The sequence below is a fragment of the Litorihabitans aurantiacus genome, assembly GCF_030161595.1.
Taxonomy (GTDB): Bacteria; Actinomycetota; Actinomycetes; order Actinomycetales; family Beutenbergiaceae; genus Litorihabitans; species Litorihabitans aurantiacus.
In genome coordinates this window covers 914,630-933,288 of the sequence record NZ_BSUM01000001.1, presented here as the reverse complement: position 1 = coordinate 933,288, position 18,659 = coordinate 914,630, and the positions used below count along the sequence as shown (strand labels likewise).

Below are 18,659 nucleotides of genomic sequence, written 5' to 3'. Positions count from 1 at the left end.
GCTATCACGGCTGGTTATACGTATACACGCTGTAGTGCTACCGCCGAGGGCTGTTGTGTTGCGCTCGTGTAAAACCCCGCTGCTACCTCAGTGGGCATCTCGGGTATCCGTATACATTGGCTGGACGCCTACCGAGGAGAACCGTGTCCGATCCGCTGTCGCCCGCGTCCTACGCCCCCTACCCGAGCGTCGAGGAGTACATCCTCGACTGGACGGACCGCATCTGGGCCGACGGTGCGATCGGCGACATCGCCGGGATGTACGCGGCGGACCTCCCCGTGCGCACGGCCTCCGGCGTCGGTGTCGGCGTCGAGGGCGTCATCCGCGGCTCGCTCGCGAAGAAGGCGGCCTTCCTGCACCGCATCGGCGTGGGTGAGGACGTCGTGTGGGAGTCGCGCGGACCCTCCAGCTTCGTCTCCCACCACCGGGTGCTGCACACGGGGGCCCAGCACGGTCCGTGGGCCTACGGGCCCACGACCGGGCGGGCCGCCGTCTCGCGCAACCTCCCGGTGTGCCTGGTCGAGGACGCCATGGTCACCGAGGAGTGGGTCGTGCGCGACGAGTGGGCCGTCGTCGAGGGCCTGGGCCACGACCCGTCCGCCGTCGCGATCGCGGCTCCGGTCGACCTGTCGCCGCTCGGCGCGGGCGGCATCTTCGGACGCCCGGCGCCCGCCGACCCGGTGCTCGAGGGCGACAGCGGCCCGCGCCCCGCGACCCACCGCGAGGAGGCGACGTTCGTCGCGTCCCTGTGGTCCGACGTCGTACGCGAACGCCGCTTCGACCGCGTCCCCGACTTCTACTCGCGCGACTGCATCGTGCACACCTCACGCAACCGCACGGTCACGCGGCTCGACGGCGTGCGCGGCGACCTGATGGAGCTGCTCGCGCCGTTCCCCGACGCGGAGGTGAACGTGCGCGACATCGCGGTGCACCGCAGCCCGGACCGCGGCCTGCGCGCCTCGGTGATGTGGCAGCTGCGCGGCACCTACTCCGGACTGCCCGTCTACGGCACGCCGCGCGGCGAGCGCGTGGAGGTGCTGGGCGTGTCCCAGTACGAGCTGGAGGGCGGCCGGGTGCGGCGCGAGTACCGCATCTTCGACGAGATCGCAGTCCTGGCGCAGATCGAGGCGCAGCGGGCGCGTCAGGGCGTGACGCCGAGCTGAGCCAGTGCGTCGGCCTGCTCGTCGCGGAAGCGCGGCGACAGGTTCGGGAACCGGCGGATGCGCTCGGCGTAGACCGCCCGGACGAGGTCGGCGTCGCTCATCGCGCCGACGTCCTGGCCGGCGGTGCCCTCGGCGAAGATCCGACCCGCACCCGTGGGGCCGTGCTGCACCGCGGAGGACCACACGACGTCCGCGATCACAGGGTCACGGCCCTCGAGCGTGAAGCCGGGCAGGCGCTGGGCGATCTTGTCGACGCCGGGGCGGAAGTGGTGCTCCGCGATGAAATCGTGCTGGGCGTGGCCGAAGCCCTCGGCGTCGGCGGCGGCGACCGAGCGCCACGCGTCGGCGAACGCCGGGGTCCCCGGGGTCAGGCCCTGCAGCTCCTCGTGCGCGGCGGGATAGTGCTCGCGCGACCACGCCACGAACTGCTCCGGCGTGCCCCGGTTGGTGGCGAGCTGGTGGGTGCCGTAGGAGATGCCGCCGGGGTCGTTCCTGCCCGTCGAGACGGTGGCGACGTCGCCGCGCGACTCGTAGCGGGCGGAGAGGTCGCCGGTGGGGTGGCCGTAGCGGTCCGTGGTCGGTGACGCGGCGGTCGTGCCCGCTGCCGCGGTGGTGGCGCCCGACGACGAGCCTGACGACGCGCCGACGTCGCCGCCGATCGCCGCCGCGCCGGTCGTGGCCCCACCCGCGCCACCCCCGCCGCCGCTTCCCCCGGCGCCCCCGGCGCTCGAGGCGACGTCCTGGTCCTCCGCCTCGGCCTGAGCCGTCTGCGACGCGCCGCGCAGAGCGCCGACCACGCCGGCGAGGGCCGGGTCGAAGGTGCCGGCCCAGTCCTGCGCGAACCGCTGCTGGTCGCGTCCGCTCCAGGCGAGGGCCGGGACGGCGGCGCCGAGCCGGGCGCGCACGCCGTCGATCTCGTCACCACCGGTGCTCATCGCCCCGGCCAGATCGCGCAGGAGCTGGACGTCGGCGCCGCTGAAGGTCGTCATGGCGCCGATCCTGCGCCGCGACGCACCGCCCGCGCCAGGGGTGCGGGCGCGGAAGGTTCCGGTGCGTCGCGGCGCGGGCCGGACCGCCCTCGCTCAGACGTGGAGGGCCTGGTCCGCCTCGTCCGGCGCGGCCGCCTCGGCGGCGGGCAGCGCAGCCAGCAGCTCACGCGTGTAGGGATCCCGGGGGCGTCGAAGATCTCGGCCGGTGTCCCGCGCTCGACGATGCGGCCGCGCTGCATCACGAGGACCTGGTGGGCCACGAGCCGGACGGCGGCGAGGTCGTGACTGATGAAGAGGTAGCTCAGGCCGAGCTCGCGCTGGAGCCGCACGAGGAGCTCGAGGATCTGCTTCTGCACCACGACGTCGAGCGCCGACACCGCCTCGTCGAGCACCACGAGCTCCGGCTGCAGCGCGAGCGCCCGGGCGATGGCGACGCGCTGCCGCTGCCCGCCCGAGAGCGCGGCCGGTCGGCGCGTCGCGAGCTCGGCCGGGAGCGCCACCATCTCCAGGAGCTCCGTCGCGAGCGCGCGCCGGCTCCGCGGGCTCCCGACCCGATGGATGTCGAGCGGCTCGGTGATGCACGCCATGACGCTCAGGTGCGGGTCGAGAGAGCCGTAGGGGTTCTGGAACACGGGCTGCACCCGGGTGCGCACGTCCATCAGCTCGTGCCGTCGCATCGTCGTCAGGTCTCGGCCGCGCACGAGGATGCGACCGGAGTCGGGACGCTCCAGCCCGAGCATCATCCTCGCCGTCGTCGACTTCCCCGAGCCGGACTCCCCCACGATGGCGACCGTTTCGCCCTGGTGCAGCGCGAACGAGGAGTCCTCCACCGCCACGAAGTCCTCACGGCCGCGACCGCGGCGATAGGTCTTGCGCAGGTGCTGGACCTCGAGCAGCGTGCTGGCGGTGTCGGGGACGGATCCCTCGACGAGAGGGGTGCTGCGCATGGTGGGCGACGCGGCGACCAGGGCGCGGGTGTACGGCTCGCGGGGCGCACGCAGGAGTCGGGTCGACGCCCCCTGCTCGACCACGCGGCCGCGCTGCATGACCACGACCTGCTCCGACCGCTCGGCGGCCAGCTCCAGGTCGTGCGTGATCAGCAGCACCGAGGTGCCGAGCTCGGTGGTCAGCTCGCCGAGGCGGTCGAGGATCGTGCGCTGGACCGTGACGTCGAGGGCGCTCGTGGGCTCGTCGGCGATCAGCAGTCGTGGCCGCGATGCCAGACCGATCGCGATCAGCACCCGCTGCTGCATCCCGCCGGACAGCTCGTGCGGGTACTGCCGGGCACGCCGCTCCGGTTCGGGGATGCCGACCATCGCGAGCAGCTCGACCGCACGATCGCGCAGCACCGTGCGGCGCTTCTCCCCGTGGACCCGCAGCGCCTCGGCGATCTGCGTCCCGATCCGCTGCAGCGGATCGAGGTTGGACATCGGGTCCTGGGGCACGAGACCGATCCCCGCGCCCCGCACCCGCGTCATCTCGCGCTCGTCCAGGGCGAGGAGGTCTCGCCCCTCCAGCTCGATCGACCCGGCCGTGATCGTGCCGTTGGCGGCGAGGAGGCGGTTGACGCAGGCGGCCGTGGTCGACTTGCCCGACCCCGACTCGCCCACGAGCGCCAGCGTCTGCCCCGGCGCGATCTCGAACGAGACGTCCTGCACGCCCGGGATCGGCCCCTGCGCGGTCGTGAACTCGACGGTCAGGCCGCTCACGCGCAGCAGCGGGGCGCTCACGCGGCCACCTCGCCGTCCGGGAGACCCCAGGAGCGCTCGACGTCGGCCACCGAGCACGTCTCGCCGAAGAACCAGTCGACGGCGGCCAGCGCCGCCTCGTGACGCTCCCGGGTGAACTCGGCGACGGCGTCGCGCACCACGTAGGTCCCGTAGTCGCGCTGCCCCGCGTCCCGCGCCGTCGACTCCACGCAGATGTTGCTCGTCACGCCGCAGAGCACGACGTTGCGGACCCCGAGCCCCGAGAGCACCGGCTCGAGCCTCGTCGCGTAGAAGGCGCTCGGCCGCGCCTTGTCGATCACGATCTCGCCGGCCCTGGGTAGCAGCTCACGAACGATCTCGACGCCCGGGTCCTGCGGCGAGAGCGCGCCCGCCGCGAGACGGCGGCCCGCCCGCTCCGAGCGGACCGGCCCGAAGTCGACCATCCCCTCGCTGTAGACGTAGCGCGTGAAGATCACCGGGACGCCTGCGTCGCGGGCCCGGGCGAGAAGTCGCTCGCACCCGGGCAGCGCGGCGCGCAGGGGGTGACGTCGCCGCCGCCTCGCGCTGCTGCCGCGTCGACGTCGAGGAAGGCTCCCTGCATGTCGATCACGAGCAGCGCGGTTCCCTCGCAGGGGATGCTCATCTGTCGTCTCCTCGGTGGTGGGTGACCCGGTGGCGGTTGCGCGGGTCAGTCGATGCTGAACAGGCCGTCCGCGCGCGGGGTCCAGGGTGAGCCCGCGCTGACGCCGTAGGTGTAGACGTCGGTGAAAAGCGAGGAGTAGTAGACCTCGTCGTGCACGAGCCCCAGCAGCTCGCCGAGGACCGCGGCGCGCTCGTCGGGGTCGGTGAGGCCGATCTGCTCCGCCATGAGGGCGTCGACCGTCTCGTCCTCGAAGTACCTCGTGGTGCCCGGGCCCACGAGGAGGGACAGCGGGAGGTCGGCGTCCATGATGGACGGCGCGAACTGCCAGATGTAGATCCCCGGGAACTCCTTGCCGAGCCACGCCGTGCGGAAGTTCGCGGTCTCCTGCTGGTCGAACTGGACGGTCAGGCCGATCTCCTCGAGGTAGCCGCCGACGGCCTGGGCCAGCTGGGTGATCTGCGGCAGCTCCATGGCGGGGTAGCTCAGCACGACCGGGGTGCCGTCGTAGTCGGACTGCGCCAGCAGCTCCGAGGCCGCCTCCGGGTCGTAGGCCGTCGGCTCGATCGCCTCGGAGTACCCGAAGGTGGTGGGCGCGACAAGCTGGCCGCTCGGGGCGGCGTAGCCCTGGTACAGCGTCTCGCTGATCGCCTCCCGGTCGACCGCCATGTCGATCGCGCGCCGGACCTCCGGGTCGCCGAGCGGACCCGCGGTCGTGTTGAACCCGAGGTAGAGCACGCGGTTGCTCTCCTGCTCCAGGACCTCCAGGTCTCCTGAACCCTGCAGCGTGGCGACGCTCGAGGCACCGATCTGGGCCACGTCGAGATCACCGGCCTGGAGCGAGTTCGCCCGGGTGGTCTCGTCGAGCACGAAGCGGAACTCGACCTCGGCCGCGGCGGCCGGTTCGCCGAAGTAGTCCGCGAACCGGGTGACCATGAGCGTGTCCCCCCGCGACCAGCTCTCGACCTCGTACGGACCCGATCCGACCGGCGCGACGGCGAAGCCCTCGGGGTCGGCCTCGTAGGCCGCCTGCGAGATCACCGGGACCAGGGTGACCTGGCGGTCGAAGGGCGCGTAAGGCGCCTTGAGTCGGAAGGTCACCTCGTGCTCACCGGTCGCCTCGACAGCCTCGATGCGGGAGACGTAGGAGCCGGTCGCCGCCTCGGGGTCCGTCATCCCCTGCTGGAAGGTGAAGGCGACGTCGGCAGCGGTCACAGGGGTGCCGTCGTGGAACAGGGCGTCGGGGTCCAGCGTGAAGACCCAGGTCTGCGCCGTCTCGTCGACGTCCCACGACGTCGCCAACGAGGGCTCGACGGCGCCCTCGGCGTCGATCGCGGTGAGGCCGGAGAACACGGAGCGGAAGACGCTCAGCGAGGGCACGGAGATGTCGTAGATCGGGTTCAGGGTGGAGGGCTCGCCGTTCAGAGCGACGCGCAGGCGCTGCGCCTCCTGGGCGTCCGACCCGCCGCTCGTGGCGGCGTCGGAACCCTCGGCCGAGTCGAAGCCTCCGGCGCAGCCGGACAGGGCGAGGGCGAGCGCGGTCAGGAGGGTAGGGACGACGGCGCGGGAGCGGGTACGGGGGTGCGTCATGATGACCTTCTCTGGGTGATCAGCGGTGGGCGCGGTGCGGCCGCTGGGAGAGGAACTGCACGCCGGCGATCAGCATGAAGACGACGGCAGCGGGGACGAGGGTGAGGCCGGGGTGCGTCTGGAGGTAGGGCTGGCCCTCCGCGATCATCAGACCGAGGCTGGGCAGCGGTGGCTGGATCCCGAGTCCGATGTAGCTGAGGGACGACTCGATCGTGATCATGACGCCGACCTGGTACCCGGCTGTCACGAGGAGCTCCGGGACGACCGCGCGCAGGAGGTGCTTGCGCACGACCCAGGTGGGGGTGGCGCCCGCGGCCGTGGCGGCGGCGACGAACTCGCGCTCGCGCAGCGACAGCGCCATCGATCGCACGAGGCGCGCGAAGACCACCCAGTTCATGAGGCCGAGGAGCACGGTCAGGAGGAGGGGCGTGGTGCCGACCGTCGCCGCGACCACGATGAGCAGGAGCATCGTGGGGATGGCCAGGGTGACGTCGCCGACGGCCATGAGGAAGCCGTCCAGGCGACCACCGCGGTATCCGGCCAGGAGGCCGACCACGAGGCCCAGGAGTGCGCTGACGACCACCGATCCCAGCGCCACCCCGAGGGAGACCCGCGTGGCGAAGGCGACCCGGCTGAGCAGGTCGCGCCCGAGCTGGTCGGTACCGAGGAGGTGCGTGATGTCGCCGAACGGGGCGGCGAACGCCGCTCCGAGGTCCTGGTGCGTCACGTCAACGCCCGGCAGCAGCGGGACGACGAGACCGAGCACGACGGTCGTGGCGACGAAGACCAGGGCGACGATGCCCGTCGCCGTCGGGCGAGGACGACCTCGTCGCGCGCCCGGCGGCGGCACGGCGGCGGGTTCGACCGGGACGGCTCCGGCCTCGACGCTCTCGACGGGCGCGGAGGTCGTGGGAGGTGTGGTCATCGGGCGACCCTCACTCTCGGGTCGATGACGGCGTAGAGCATGTCGACGAGGAAGTTGACCAGGACGAACATCAGGGCGATGACGGCGACGCCCGCCTGGACCACGGGATAGTCGCGCTGCTCGACACCCAGCACGATCAGGCGACCCAGCCCCGGCCAGTTGAAGACCGTCTCCAGGACGACGAGGCCGCCGAGGAGCACCCCGAGATTCACCCCGGCCACGGTCACGAGGGGCAGCAGCGCGTTCGGCAGCTGGTGCGCGAGCACCACCCGGCGCCGGCTCACGCCCTTGGCGAGCGCCGTGCGCACGTAGTCCTCGTGGCGGCTGCGGGCGAAGGATCCGTTGATGAGCCGGAGGTAGAGGGCGACCTCGAAGGTGGCCACCGTGAGGACGGGCAGGACGTAGCTGGCGTAGGACGAGCGGCCGATCGCGGGCAGCACCCCCACCAGACGGCGAACACCAGGATGAGCAGGATGCCGAAGAGGTACGGCGGCACGGCCTGGCGCGCCGTCGCGATCCACAGCATGGCGCCGCGAACGGCGGGGCTGCCGGAGAGCTCGCCCCACACGGCGAGACCGACGGCGATCACGAGACCGAGGACGAAGGAGACCAGGGCGAGCTCGAGGGTGAACGGCAGCCGCTCGAGGACCACCCCGAGCGCCGACGTCCCCTGACGCACAGAGGTGCCGAAGTCGCCGCGCGCGGCTCCCAGGAGGAAGTCCAGCAGCTGCTGGAGCACGGGACGGTCCAGTCCGAGCGAGGCGCGTGCGGCCTCGACCTGCTCCGGGGTCGCCTCGGGGGGCAGCAGCAGGCGGACCGGGTCGCCGGACAGCCGGGCGAGGACGAAGGCGGCGACGAGGACAGCGACCAGGGTCGCGACCGCTCGTGCGGCTCGTGAGGCGATGTAACGAGGCATGGTGACCAAACGTCGAACGAAGAACTGATTGGTCTGATGATGCTGGCAGCGATGTGTTGCGACGGCGTTACGGCCCGATATCGCCGAGTAAACGTTGCAACTACGGGCCTCGTTGGCAACTGCGTGCTAATGTCGGACATATGCGCTCGATTCGCACGAGTCGACGCCACCGTCATGGAGCACCCGATGAACACACCCGACCTGACGCCCGACGCCGTCGTCGCCGACACGCTCGCCCTGCGCCGGATCGAACCCGCGTACCAGCAGATCGCCTCGCAGCTGCGCGCGCTGATCCTCGAGGGCCGACTTCCCGCGGGCAGTCGGCTGCCCACGGAGGACAAGCTGTGCGCCACCTTCGGCGTCAGCCGCACCACGGTGCGCGAGGCGCTGCGGATGCTGAGCGCCGACAACCTCGTCATCACCACGCGCGGCGCCACCGGGGGCACGTTCGTCACCACGCCAGACGTGCTCGCGGTGCAGCAGCGCCTCCAGACCAGCCTGCGGCTGCTCAACGGCTCCAACGAGATCAGCCACGACGAGCTGTACGAGGCGCGTGTACTGCTGGAGATCCCGGCCGTCCGGGCCGCGACGCGCCGTCGCACGCCCGAGGGCGTCGCGCGCCTGCGGGCGCTGGCTGCCGACGTCGAGGCGGCACGCACGACGCCCGACCGCACCACCCGCAGCGAGGACTTCCACCAGGCGATCTTCGACATCGCGGGCAACCGCGTCATCGCGCTGATCGCACCGCCGATCTGGGCCGCCCTCTCACTGAGCTGGCGCGAGCGCGGCAGCGCCCACAGCTGGGCCTCGATCGACCACGAGCACGACCAGATCATGGAGCACATCGAGCGGGGCGACGAGGACGGCGCCGCGAGGGCGATGCTGAAGCACCTCCAGGAGCTGCGCGACATCCGCCGCCCGGAGCAGTCGTGATCGCCCCCGTGCTCCTCGTCGAGTGCCTCGAGCTCCACGCCCGGGTCCGCCCCCGCGCGATCGCCGTGCGCGACGACGCCGAGGAGGTCACCTACGCGCAGCTGCGCGAGCGCGTCGCCGCACTCGTCGGCGCGATCGACGCGCTCGAGCTCCCCGATCGGGTCGGCCTGCAGGCCGGCAACACGGTGTGGCACCTCGTCGCTCTGCTCGCCCTCCCCGCGGCGGGGCGGACCGGCGTGGTGCTCGACACGGGGTGGCGCGCGAGGGAGGTCGCGGCGGCGAGCGAGGCGTTCGCGATCACCGCGGTCCTGACCGACGACGTCGCCCGCGCCGGTGCCGCCGAGGCCGGACTTCGGGTGCTCGACCTCCGCACGCTGATCGAATCCGCGGCACCGACCGGGCCCGACATCGAGCTCACCACGCGCGCCCGCCCCGGGGACACTCACCTCATCTCCCCGAGCGGGGGCACCAGCGGTCGCATCAAGGGATCGCGCATCACACACGCCGCGACGGTCGCCCGGATCGTCACGCAGCTGGTGGAGTTCGGCATCCCCGCCGGCGGGACGTTCCTGGCCGCGACCCCGCTCTACCACGGCAGCGCCCGTTCCCTCGGGCTCGGCTACCTGTACTGCGGCGGCACGGTGCGCCTCATGGCCCGGTTCGACCCCGAGCGCTGGCTCGAGGCCGCCACCACCGCCACGGCGAGCTTCTGCGTCCCGACGATGCTGCGACGGCTGCTGGCCGTCGCGAGGACGCCGCTGCCCCCTCGCTGCGGCTGCTCACGGGAGGATCCGCCATCGACGCGTCACTGGCTGACGAGGTGCGCGAGCGTCTCACGCCGCGCTTCTTCGACTACTACGCCTCGGTGGAGACGGGGCCGATCACGGTGCGGCACCCGCACGAGCGCGACCTCCCCGCCGGGTGCGTGGGCCGACCGGCGTTCGGCGTCCGCGTCGAGGTCCGCGATCCCGACGCCCGAGGCGTGGGTCGCGTCGTCGTGTCCGGCGCTGCGATCGCCACCGGGTCCGAGGGCGACACCGACGACGCCCGGGCCAGCGGCCCGGGCGCCGCGATCACCATGGGCGACCTCGGCCGGCTGGACGAGGAGGGCCGCCTGCACCTGCACGGCCGCGCCGACGACGTCATCATCTCCGGTGGCGTGAACGTCGAGCCCGAGGAGGTCGAGGCGGCGCTCGAGTCGCACCCGGCGATCAGGGCCGCGTGCGTGGTGGGGGTACCCGACGCGGAGTGGGGCCAGCGCGTCGTCGCCACGATCGTGCCCGAGGTCGACCCCGCACCCGCGAACGCCCTGCTCGACGAGCACCTGCGCGGTCTGCTCTCACCGCCCAAGCGCCCCAAGGGCCTCCACGTGGTCACCGCCCTCCCCCTGACCAGGATCGGCAAGATCGACCGCCGCGCCGTCGCCACACTCGTGAAGGAGCTCGAACGATGACCGACGCCGTCGACATCTGCGTCGGCCTGCAGACCCCCGAGACCGTCGCGCTGCGACCCGCGTGGGCGAAGGATTTCTTCTCGCGCGCCTTCCGGGCGAGCGGCGACGCCGTCCACGGGTCCGACCTGTCGGACTACGTCGCGGTGATGGACGAGGCCGGGGTGGACGTCTCGATCCTGTTCTCCCCGAAGGCGGGCCCTCGTGGCGAGGTGACGAGCTACCGGCCCGACCGGCGCATCGTGGCCGACGCCGTCGCGCGCCACCCCGACCGCTTCCGCGGCATCGTCGGCATCGACCCGACGCGACCGATGGAGGCGATCGCCGAGATCCGGGACGCGGTCGCGGAGGGTTTCGTCGGGGTGCACCTGTACCCGCACTGGTTCGACCTCGCTCCCGACGACGCCCTGTGGTACCCGATCTACGCCACGTGCGCCGAGCTCGACATCCCGATCCAGCTCCAGGTGGGGCACTGCCTGCGGTACACGGCCGACAAGCCGCTGCGCTCGGTGGGGCGCCCGATCACGCTCGACACCGTCGCCTGCCACTTCCCCGAGCTCGTCCTCGTCGGCATCCACACCGGCTGGCCCTGGACGCAGGAGATGGTGGCGGTCGCCTACAAGCACCCGAACGTCTACATCGGCCTGGACGCGTACGCCCCGGCCTACCTCGACCCGGCCCTCGTCCACTTCATGAACACGTTCGGGCGCGACAAGGTCATGTGGGGCACGGACTACCCCACCCTCGACCCGCGCCGCAGCCTGCGCGAGCTCGGGGAGCTTGGTCTGCGCCCGGAGTCGCTGGCTCAGGTCCGCTCCGGCAACGCCAGACGGGTCTACCGGCTGCCCGAGGCCGTCGTCTCCCCCGCACCCGCACCCGCACCCGCACCCGCACCCGACGAGAGGTGAGCGCCACCGTGACCGCCGAGATCGACTGGAACGCCGAGATGGCGCGGGTGCGCACCGCCCGCGCCGTCCGCACCCGGGTGGGGCCGGGGCGCAACCCCGCCGTCGTCGTCGTGGACTTCCAGGTGGCCTTCACCCGGCACGCGGAGATCGGCCCGGGCACCGCCCGGAGCCTCGCGAGCACCGCGCAGCTCCTCGACGCCGCCCGCGCGGTCGGGATCCCGGTGATCCACCTCGTGATGGTGCTGGACGATCTCGGCGACCGCATGCTCGCCCAGCGCGTGCGCTCCTCGCTCACCGAGGGCTGCCTGCGCGGCGACCCGCGCACGGCGATCGACCCGGCTGTCGGGGCGCAGCCCGGTGACCACGTGGTCGAGAAGACCGTCGCCTCGGGCTTCTTCCGCACGCGGCTGGAGGGCCTGCTGGCCGAGCTCGAGGTGGACGAGATCGTCCTCGCGGGCACGAGCACCAGCGGGTGCGTCCGGGCGACGGCGGTCGACGCCGCCTACCGCAGCCTGCGCGTGAGCCTCGTGGAGGAGTGCTGCGACGACTTCCGCCCGCTGTCGGAGCAGGCCTCGCTGTGGGACGTGCAGGACCGGTTCGGCGACGTGGTCACGCTGACCGAGACGCTGGACCGGTTCGCCGCCGGCGCTCCCGGGCACCGCGCCGGGGCGACGGCGTGACGCACGCCCCCGCGGATCGCGCCGCGGCACCGCTGCGCACGGACGACCGGCTCGTCTACGCGCCCCTGCCCGGCCGCCCCCCGGTGCGCTGGCCCGAGGGTCGCACGCTCGCCGTGTGGCACGCCCCCAACGTCGAGCACTACGACTTCGTGCCCCCGGGCGGCGTCAGCCCCCAGGGTCGTGTGGCCGCACCGGACGTGCAGCACTACATGCACCGTGACTTCGGCAACCGGGTCGGCTTCTGGCGCGTGCTGGAGCTCGCCCGCCGCTACGAGATCCCCTCGACCGTCTCCCTCAGCCTGATGCTGCTCGAGGAGGCGCCCGAGATCCGGGAGGCGATCCTCGCGGCCGGTTGGGAGGTGATGAGCCACGGCATCTCCAACCTTCGCCCGCTCTACGGCTTCGACGAAGCCGCCGAACGCGCGTTCCTCGAGCAGAGCCTCGCGCTCACGCGCCGGTACCTCGGGCGGAACCTGGCCGGGATGCTGGGGCCGAAGATCTCCGGCACCGACCTGACCACCGACCTCATGGCCGAGCACGGGATGATCTACCACGCCGACTGGATCCACGACGAGCAGCCCCGGCCCCTGCGCACCCGCGGCGGCGGTCGCCTGGTCTCGATGCCCTACAGCTACATGCTCAACGACGTCCCGATGCTGCACGCTCGCAGCCACCCCGGCCACGTGCTCGTCGAGCTCGTCCGCGCCCAGGTCAACCGGCAGCTGGCCGACGCCGAGCGCGACGGCCAAGGACGCGTCGCGTGCGTGGCCACCCACCCGTTCCTCATGGGTCAGCCGCACCTCGTGGGCCATCTCGAGGAGATCTTCGAGATCCTGCGCTCCGACGACCGGATCTGGCTCGCGACGGCGCAGGAGATCGCCGAGCACTACCTCGCCCACAGCTACGACGACCAGCTGGCGCACGCCCAGGAGCTCGCGGACCGCCACCGCGCGCGCCTCGCGCCCGCCCGGAGCGCGTCGTGACCGGCCCCGTCCTGCGTGAGGCGCCCGACACCCGTGTCTACGCCCCCGGTCTCGTCCGGGAGCACGACGGCGCTCGGCCGCCCTGGGCGCCGCCGCTTCGCACCCGCCTCGTGGTGTCCGTGCTGCTGCACGCACCGGCCTACGTCGACACCCCGCCCCCGGGGCGCACCGACCGACAGCGATGGCCGGCGGCGTGGGGCGGGAGACCGGTGAACCGCGGCACGGCCAGGTCGCACGCCTGTCGCAGTGGGACTTCGGACTCACCACGGGCGTCTTCCGCCTCCTGGAGGTCGCCGAGCGGCTGGGGGTGCCGGTCGCCGTCGCGCTCGACGGGCACGGCGCGACCGCGATGCCCGGGCTGGCCGAGGAGGTCGGGGCGCGCGCGGGCGAGGTCGTGGCGCGCGGCCGTGCCGCGAACCTCGTGCTACACCCCGCCATGACCGCAAAGGAGGAGCACGCGTACGTGGCTGACGCGCTCGCCGCGGTCGGGACGGCGACGTCGCGCTCGATCAGCGGCTGGTTCTCGCCGGAGCGGGCCACGACGCCGATGACGCCGCACGTCCTCGCGGCGCAGGGCCTGCGGTGGTTCGGCGAGTGGCCGGTCGACGAGCGGCCCGTGCCGGTCGACCTGCCCGGCAGCCCCACCCCGCTCACGGCGCTCCCGTTCGGCCTCGAGACCGAGGACGTCTTCGCGCTGTACACCCGCGCGATGACCGCGCACGACTACGCCGAGGTGCTGGACCGGACGGTCACGGCGCTGCTGGCCGACGCCGATCGCGTCGGCACCCGCTTCCTCGGGCTGAGCTGGTTCGGCTGGGCGCTCGGGCAGGCCTGCTTCGCCGACGTCGCCGAACGCTTCCTGGCGCGCCTGCTCGAGCACGAGGATGTCCACCTCGCGCTGCCGGGCGACGTGGTCGATTCGCGGTGAGCGGTGCGACGGCGGGCCGCGCGGCGCCGAGGGCGCCGGGGCACGCGCTGGCGTGGGCCCTCGGCAGCGGCACGATCCTGCTGGGACTGAACTCCTCGATGATCGCGGTCGCGCTCGTCACGATCGGCGACGACCTCTCGCTCGGTGCGGGCGAGCTCGCCTGGACCGTCTCGTCCCTGTACGTGGCGGCCGCCGTCGGCGCGCCCCTGTGCGGTGCGCTCGCGGACTACTGGGGTCCGCGCCGGGTCTTCCTGCTCGGGCTCGGGGTCGTGGTCGGTGCCTCCGTCATGGGCGGACTCGTCGACTCCGCGCCCGGACTGATCATGAGCCGCGTGCTCCTTGGCCTCGGTGCCGCGGTGCACTACCCCGCCGCGATGGCGGTCATCAGGTCCGTCACCGCGGCCGCGGGGCGGCCGGCGGCACCGCTCATCGGGGTGGTGGCCCTGTGCGGTCAGACGACGGCGGCGCTCGGCCCCCTCGTGGGTGCGGCCCTCACCACGGCGGTGGGCTGGCGCGGCATCTTCTGGGTCAACCTGCCCGTGGCGGCGCTCTCATGCGCCCTGGTGCTCACGCTGGTCCCCGGTGAGCGGCCCGTCCGCGCGCGGGCGACGTCGGGCGCCGCGGGCGGGCGGCGACGTGTCGACCTCGGGGGGATCGCCGCGTTCGTGGCGACCCTGACCGCCGTCATGGTCGCCCTGACGCTCCTGGAGTCGCGGGGCCCCTGGCTGCCGTGGGCGGTCGGGGCCACCGTCGCCGCGGTCGGCCTGGTCCTGTGGGAGAGGCGGCACCCGACGCCGTTCCTCGACGTGCGCGAGCTCGCCCGCAACCGCCGACTCTCGGGAACCCTGGCCCGCGCCGTCGTCACCTACCTCGCCTTCTACACCGTCTTCTACGGGCTCCCGCAGTGGGCCGAGCGCAGCGGTGGTCTCACGACCCTCGGCTCGGGCGCGCTGATGGTGCCCGTTTTCGTGGCGGGCGCCGTCGCCACGGTGATCGCCTCGCGCTGGGGCTCGCGAACGGACCCGTGGCGGCTCCTCGTCGTCGGCTCGGCGCTGCTCGCGGCCGGGGGCGCCGTGCTGGCCGTCGGGTTCACCGACGGAGCGCCGCTCGCCGTCGTGATCGTCGGCGCCGTGCTGCTCGGGGCGCCCAACGGCTTCAACAACGTCGGCAACCAGCTGGTGCTGCAGGGAGCGGTGACAGCCGACCGGGCGGGAGCGGCGACCGGGATGTACCGCACCGCGCAGTATGTCGGGGCCGCACTCTCCGCCGTCGCCGTGACGCTCGTCCTGGCACCCGCCGACGCGGACCCCGCCGGGGCGGCCGGTGCGCGCGGCCTCGGCACCCTCGTCGGCGGGGTCGGTGCGCTGCTCCTCGTCCTCGCCCTGACCACCCTCACCACCACCCGACGCCGGAGGCTGTCGTGACCGACCTGTTCGACCCGCTGACGCTGCGCGGGACGACCGCGCGCAACCGCGCGTGGGTCTCCCCCATGTGCACCTACTCCTGCGAGGCCGGCGACGGCGTCGTGACCGACTGGCACCTGGTGCACTACGGCTCGTTCGCCATGGGCGGCGCGGGGCTCGTGCTCACCGAGGCGACCGCCGTCGCACCGCGGGGTCGCCTCACGCTCCAGGACGCGGGGCTGTGGGACGACGCGCAGGTCCCCGCCTGGCGGCGCGTGGTGGCCGCGGTGCACGACGGCGGCGCCGCGATCTGCGTCCAGCTCGCGCACGCCGGACGCAAGGCGAGCAAGTACCGCGAGCTGCCCGACGCCACGGGGGCCGTGGCCCGATACCGGACGACGACGGCGGGTGGGAGCCCCGCGGCGTGACCGACCGGCCGTTCGGGCGGCTACGGCGACCACGGCCGTTGAGCGATGCCGAGATCGAGCGGGTGATCGCCGACTTCGCCGCCGCCGCGCGCCGGGCCGTGGCCGCCGGCTTCGACGGCGTCGAGCTGCACGCCGGGCACGGGTACCTGCTCCACGAGCTGCTCTCGCCCCTGACGAACACGCGAGGAGGACCGTGGGGCGGGCGAGCCGGTGGTGAGCGCGCGCTGCTCGCGATCGTGGCCGAGGTGCGGGCCGAGCTCGGCGAGGACCGGCCGCTGCTGGTGCGGTTGTCCACGAGCGACGTCGCGCCCGGCGGCACCACGGTCGAGCAGACCGCGGCGTTCGCGGTGCGTCTGCGGTCGGCCGGGGTGGACCTCGTCGACTGCTCGGCCGGCGGCCTCGAGCCCGGCGTCGAGTACGCGCCGGCGCGCGGCTACCAGGTGCCGGGCGCCGCGGCCGTGCGCGCGGCGGGGGTGCCCAGCGGCGCCGTCGGGCTCATCACGGACCCCGCGCACGCCGCCGCGCTCGTGGCCGACGGGAGCGCCGACGTCGTGCTCCTCGGACGCGCGATGCTGCGGAACCCGCACTGGGCCCGGCACGCGGCGCACGCCCTGGGGCGCACCGACGCCCTCGACGTCCCGATCCCCTACCTGCGTGCCTGGCACCCCGGCGCGCTCGAACCCCTGGAGCTGATGTGAGCGCCACCCTCCCCGCGCACGCCCGCGACGACCTGGTCGAGATGACGCAGGCGGCGCTCGACGACGTCCGCCTCGAACGGCTGCGCGCCCAGACCGCGCTGCTGGCGACCGCGAGCCCGTTCTACCGGGAGCGGCTGCGGGCCACCGGCCCACCCACGACCTTCGAGGAGCTGGCGCACGTCGCGCCCACCACGAAGGCGGACTTCCTCGGGGCGCCCGAGGACTTCCGGTTGCGGCTCGGCTCGGACGCGCCGGCGGAGGAGCAGGCGCTGGCCTACCTCATCTACACGACCGGGACGACGAGCGGCCGGCCGGCCCCGCTGTACATCACGGCCGCCGACGACTGGGCATACCAGCTCCACGCCCGGCGATGCGCCCAGATCCTCGGGTTCGGGGCCGAGGAGACGATCGCGAACCTCTTCCCGCTCACACCGTTCCCGATGGGTGCGCGCATCCGCACCGACCGCACGGCGGCGGCTCTCGGCACCGCGCTCGTCCAGGGCCACACGGGCAGCGCCCACCCCGACTGGCCGGTGCACCGACGCCTGGACGAGGCGATCGACCTGGTCCACACGCACCGGGCCACGGTCCTCTGGGGCGTCTCCGGCTTCGTGCGCCGGTTCGTGATCCGCGCAGCGGAACGCGGGGTCGACCTCGGCCACGTGCGCTGGTGCTTCATCACCGGTGAGGCCACGAGTCCGGCGCGGATGGCCGACCTGCGCGCGCGGCTGACGGCAGCCGGTGCCGACGGCGCCCGGGTGGTCGACCGCTACGGCTCCACCGAGGGGTGGAGCATGGTGGCGTGTGACGGTGCGCACGGGTGGCACAACCCCAGCCCCGAGGACATCTACCTCGAGGTCGTCGATCCCGTCACGCACCTGCCGGTGCCCGACGGCGAGGAGGGCGCCCTGCTGCTAACACACCTGCGCGCGCGCGGGACGGCCCTGCTGCGCTACGCCGTCGGAGACGTCGCGCGCCTGACGCGCGGGCGCTGCCCGGGCTGTGGCCGGATCGGTGAGCGACTGCTCGCCCCACCCGTGCGGACCGGCGGTCTGACGAAGGTCAACGGGACGCTCGTGAACACGGGGGCGATCGTGGACGCCCTGGCGAGCGTGTCGGGACTGCGCGAGTGGCGGGTCGCGACGGAGTACGCCACTGCCGGGCAGGAGCTCTCGGGCGACGCGCTCGTGGTCGAGATCGCGCCGGAACCCGGTGTCCTGACCGGTGACCCGTCCGCCCTGGCGGACGTGCAGGCCCGGGTGGCCGATCTCGTGCGCACCCAGGCGCACCTCGCCCCCACCGTCCGCGTGGTCGAGGCCGACGACATCTTCACCCCGACGCGCGAGACCAAGCCGCGCCGGTACATCGAGCGCCGGGTCCCCGGCACAGGAGGAGCAGCATGAGCACGCCCGAGCAGACCGACGCGCCGTGGGCGATCGACGTCGTCGTCAACCCGTTCACGCCCGAGATCGTCGCCTCGCGCCCGGCGTGGACGTCGTCGTTCATCGGCGGGAAGATCGGTGCGGACGCGGCCGTGGCGGGGGTGAGCACGGAGGACTACCTGGCGAAGATGGACCGGGCGGGGATCGAGCGCTCGTTCCTCGTCGCGGCGAAGCTCGGACCGGCGACCGATGCGACCGCGTTCCACCTCGAGGTCGAACGGGTGGCCGCGATCGTCGAGCGTCACCCCGACCGCTTCAGCGGGCTGGTCGGGCTTGACCCGACGGCGGGGATGTCGGAGCTGCGCCACCTCGAGCGCGCGGTGCGCGAGCTCGGCTTCGTCGGCGCGCACTCCTACCCGCACTGGTTCGGCCTGGCCCCCGACGACGCGCGGTACTACCCGATCTACGCGAAGTGCTGCGAGCTCGACGTGCCGATCCAGCTCCAGGTCGGGCACTGCCTGCGCTATGACGACGCCCGACCGCTGCGCAGCGTGGGCCGCCCGATCACCCTCGACACGGTGGCGTGCCACTTCCCCGAGCTCAAGCTCGTCGGCATCCACACGGGATGGCCGTGGACCGAGGAGATGGTCGCGGTCTCCTACAAGCACCCGAACGTCTACATCGGGATCGACGCCTACGCCCCGCGCCATCTGGACGCCTCGCTCGTGCACTTCGCCAACACGTTCGGACGGGGCAAGGTCCTCTTCGGCACGGACTTCCCGGTCATCGACCCGGAGCGCGCGGTGGCGGAGGTCGCCGACCTCGGGCTGCGCGACGCGTCGCACCGGGCGCTCATGCGCGAGGCGGCGGTAGACCTGTACGGGCTGTGACGCCCGCCGGGTGGGCCGCCGCCTCGCACCGCCGTCGTCACGCG

20 protein-coding genes and 1 pseudogene are annotated in these 18,659 nt (G+C 73.3%); 13 read left to right on the top strand and 8 right to left on the bottom strand.

Annotated elements, in window-relative coordinates:
- Positions 1 to 143: 143 nt before the first annotated feature.
- Complete coding sequence (locus tag QQK22_RS04345; protein WP_284249661.1) at positions 144 to 1,163, top strand: ester cyclase; 1,020 nt, start codon at positions 144 to 146, stop codon at positions 1,161 to 1,163.
- On the opposite strand, the gene QQK22_RS04340 is transcribed toward QQK22_RS04345, so the two are convergent.
- Genes QQK22_RS04340 through QQK22_RS04305 form a run of 8 tightly spaced genes read right to left on the bottom strand, consistent with a single transcriptional unit; the run spans position 1,142 to position 7,932 of the window.
- Positions 1,142 to 2,152, bottom strand: coding sequence for a VgrG-related protein (locus QQK22_RS04340; protein ID WP_284249659.1), 1,011 nt, complete (start codon positions 2,150 to 2,152; stop codon positions 1,142 to 1,144). The two genes, QQK22_RS04345 and QQK22_RS04340, sit on opposite strands and share 22 nt — an antisense overlap.
- Complete coding sequence (locus QQK22_RS04335; RefSeq protein ID WP_348525499.1) at positions 2,149 to 3,882, bottom strand: dipeptide ABC transporter ATP-binding protein; 1,734 nt, start codon at positions 3,880 to 3,882, stop codon at positions 2,149 to 2,151. The genes QQK22_RS04340 and QQK22_RS04335 overlap by 4 nt, the downstream gene beginning before the upstream one ends.
- The gene (locus QQK22_RS04330) at positions 3,879 to 4,388 is read right to left on the bottom strand and encodes a cysteine hydrolase family protein (RefSeq protein ID WP_284252531.1); all 510 of its coding nucleotides are present in this window, start codon (positions 4,386 to 4,388) and stop codon (positions 3,879 to 3,881) included. Before QQK22_RS04330 ends, QQK22_RS04335 begins: the two co-directional genes overlap by 4 nt.
- On the bottom strand, positions 4,334 to 4,504 hold the full coding sequence (locus QQK22_RS04325; protein WP_284249657.1) for a hypothetical protein: 171 nt from the start codon (positions 4,502 to 4,504) through the stop codon (positions 4,334 to 4,336). Before QQK22_RS04325 ends, QQK22_RS04330 begins: the two co-directional genes overlap by 55 nt.
- Before the next feature lie 45 nt (positions 4,505 to 4,549).
- Positions 4,550 to 6,091, bottom strand: coding sequence for an ABC transporter substrate-binding protein (locus QQK22_RS04320; protein ID WP_284249656.1), 1,542 nt, complete (start codon positions 6,089 to 6,091; stop codon positions 4,550 to 4,552).
- A 19-nt stretch (positions 6,092 to 6,110) separates the two neighbouring features.
- Entirely contained in the window at positions 6,111 to 7,016 is a 906-nt protein-coding gene (locus QQK22_RS04315) for an ABC transporter permease (protein WP_284249654.1), read from the bottom strand.
- Positions 7,013 to 7,399 carry an ABC transporter permease subunit gene (locus tag QQK22_RS04310; RefSeq protein WP_284249652.1) on the bottom strand — a complete coding sequence of 129 codons (387 nt, stop codon included), beginning with the start codon at positions 7,397 to 7,399 and terminating at the stop codon, positions 7,013 to 7,015. Before QQK22_RS04310 ends, QQK22_RS04315 begins: the two co-directional genes overlap by 4 nt.
- Positions 7,297 to 7,932 carry an ABC transporter permease gene (locus QQK22_RS04305; RefSeq protein WP_284249650.1) on the bottom strand — a complete coding sequence of 212 codons (636 nt, stop codon included), beginning with the start codon at positions 7,930 to 7,932 and terminating at the stop codon, positions 7,297 to 7,299. Before QQK22_RS04305 ends, QQK22_RS04310 begins: the two co-directional genes overlap by 103 nt.
- A 186-nt stretch (positions 7,933 to 8,118) precedes the next feature.
- On the opposite strand from QQK22_RS04305, the gene QQK22_RS04300 reads away from it, so the two are divergent.
- The 12 genes and pseudogenes from QQK22_RS04300 to QQK22_RS04250 all read left to right on the top strand — a co-directional run bounded on the left by QQK22_RS04300 (position 8,119) and on the right by QQK22_RS04250 (position 18,615).
- Positions 8,119 to 8,865, top strand: coding sequence for a FadR/GntR family transcriptional regulator (locus QQK22_RS04300; protein ID WP_284249648.1), 747 nt, complete (start codon positions 8,119 to 8,121; stop codon positions 8,863 to 8,865).
- Positions 8,862 to 9,829 (top strand): annotated as a pseudogene (locus tag QQK22_RS04295) (AMP-binding protein); the annotation flags it as partial. The gene QQK22_RS04300 and the pseudogene QQK22_RS04295, both read left to right, overlap by 4 nt.
- Positions 9,830 to 9,943: 114 nt before the next feature.
- Positions 9,944 to 10,318: an AMP-binding enzyme gene (locus QQK22_RS04290; protein WP_284252529.1), complete on the top strand. Its 375-nt coding sequence runs from the start codon at positions 9,944 to 9,946 to the stop codon at positions 10,316 to 10,318.
- Positions 10,315 to 11,223 (top strand): amidohydrolase family protein, encoded by a 909-nt coding sequence (locus tag QQK22_RS04285; RefSeq protein ID WP_284249645.1) that lies wholly within the window; start codon positions 10,315 to 10,317, stop codon positions 11,221 to 11,223. The genes QQK22_RS04290 and QQK22_RS04285 overlap by 4 nt, the downstream gene beginning before the upstream one ends.
- Positions 11,220 to 11,903: a cysteine hydrolase family protein gene (locus tag QQK22_RS04280; protein WP_284249643.1), complete on the top strand. Its 684-nt coding sequence runs from the start codon at positions 11,220 to 11,222 to the stop codon at positions 11,901 to 11,903. Before QQK22_RS04285 ends, QQK22_RS04280 begins: the two co-directional genes overlap by 4 nt.
- Positions 11,900 to 12,886, top strand: coding sequence for a polysaccharide deacetylase family protein (locus tag QQK22_RS04275; protein ID WP_284249641.1), 987 nt, complete (start codon positions 11,900 to 11,902; stop codon positions 12,884 to 12,886). The genes QQK22_RS04280 and QQK22_RS04275 overlap by 4 nt, the downstream gene beginning before the upstream one ends.
- A gap of 193 nt (positions 12,887 to 13,079) precedes the next feature.
- Entirely contained in the window at positions 13,080 to 13,814 is a 735-nt protein-coding gene (locus tag QQK22_RS04270) for a polysaccharide deacetylase family protein (protein ID WP_284249639.1), read from the top strand.
- On the top strand, positions 13,811 to 15,238 hold the full coding sequence (locus QQK22_RS04265) for an MFS transporter (RefSeq protein ID WP_284249637.1): 1,428 nt from the start codon (positions 13,811 to 13,813) through the stop codon (positions 15,236 to 15,238). The genes QQK22_RS04270 and QQK22_RS04265 overlap by 4 nt, the downstream gene beginning before the upstream one ends.
- A complete protein-coding gene (locus QQK22_RS18565; RefSeq protein WP_348525497.1) occupies positions 15,235 to 15,645 on the top strand; it encodes an oxidoreductase in 411 nt (136 codons plus the stop codon). The genes QQK22_RS04265 and QQK22_RS18565 overlap by 4 nt, the downstream gene beginning before the upstream one ends.
- Before the next feature lie 38 nt (positions 15,646 to 15,683).
- Positions 15,684 to 16,343, top strand: coding sequence for an oxidoreductase (locus tag QQK22_RS18560; protein ID WP_348525496.1), 660 nt, complete (start codon positions 15,684 to 15,686; stop codon positions 16,341 to 16,343).
- A complete protein-coding gene (locus QQK22_RS04255) occupies positions 16,340 to 17,746 on the top strand; it encodes a phenylacetate--CoA ligase family protein (RefSeq protein WP_284249636.1) in 1,407 nt (468 codons plus the stop codon). The genes QQK22_RS18560 and QQK22_RS04255 overlap by 4 nt, the downstream gene beginning before the upstream one ends.
- Entirely contained in the window at positions 17,743 to 18,615 is an 873-nt protein-coding gene (locus tag QQK22_RS04250) for an amidohydrolase family protein (RefSeq protein ID WP_284249635.1), read from the top strand. Before QQK22_RS04255 ends, QQK22_RS04250 begins: the two co-directional genes overlap by 4 nt.
- Positions 18,616 to 18,659 lie beyond the last annotated feature (44 nt).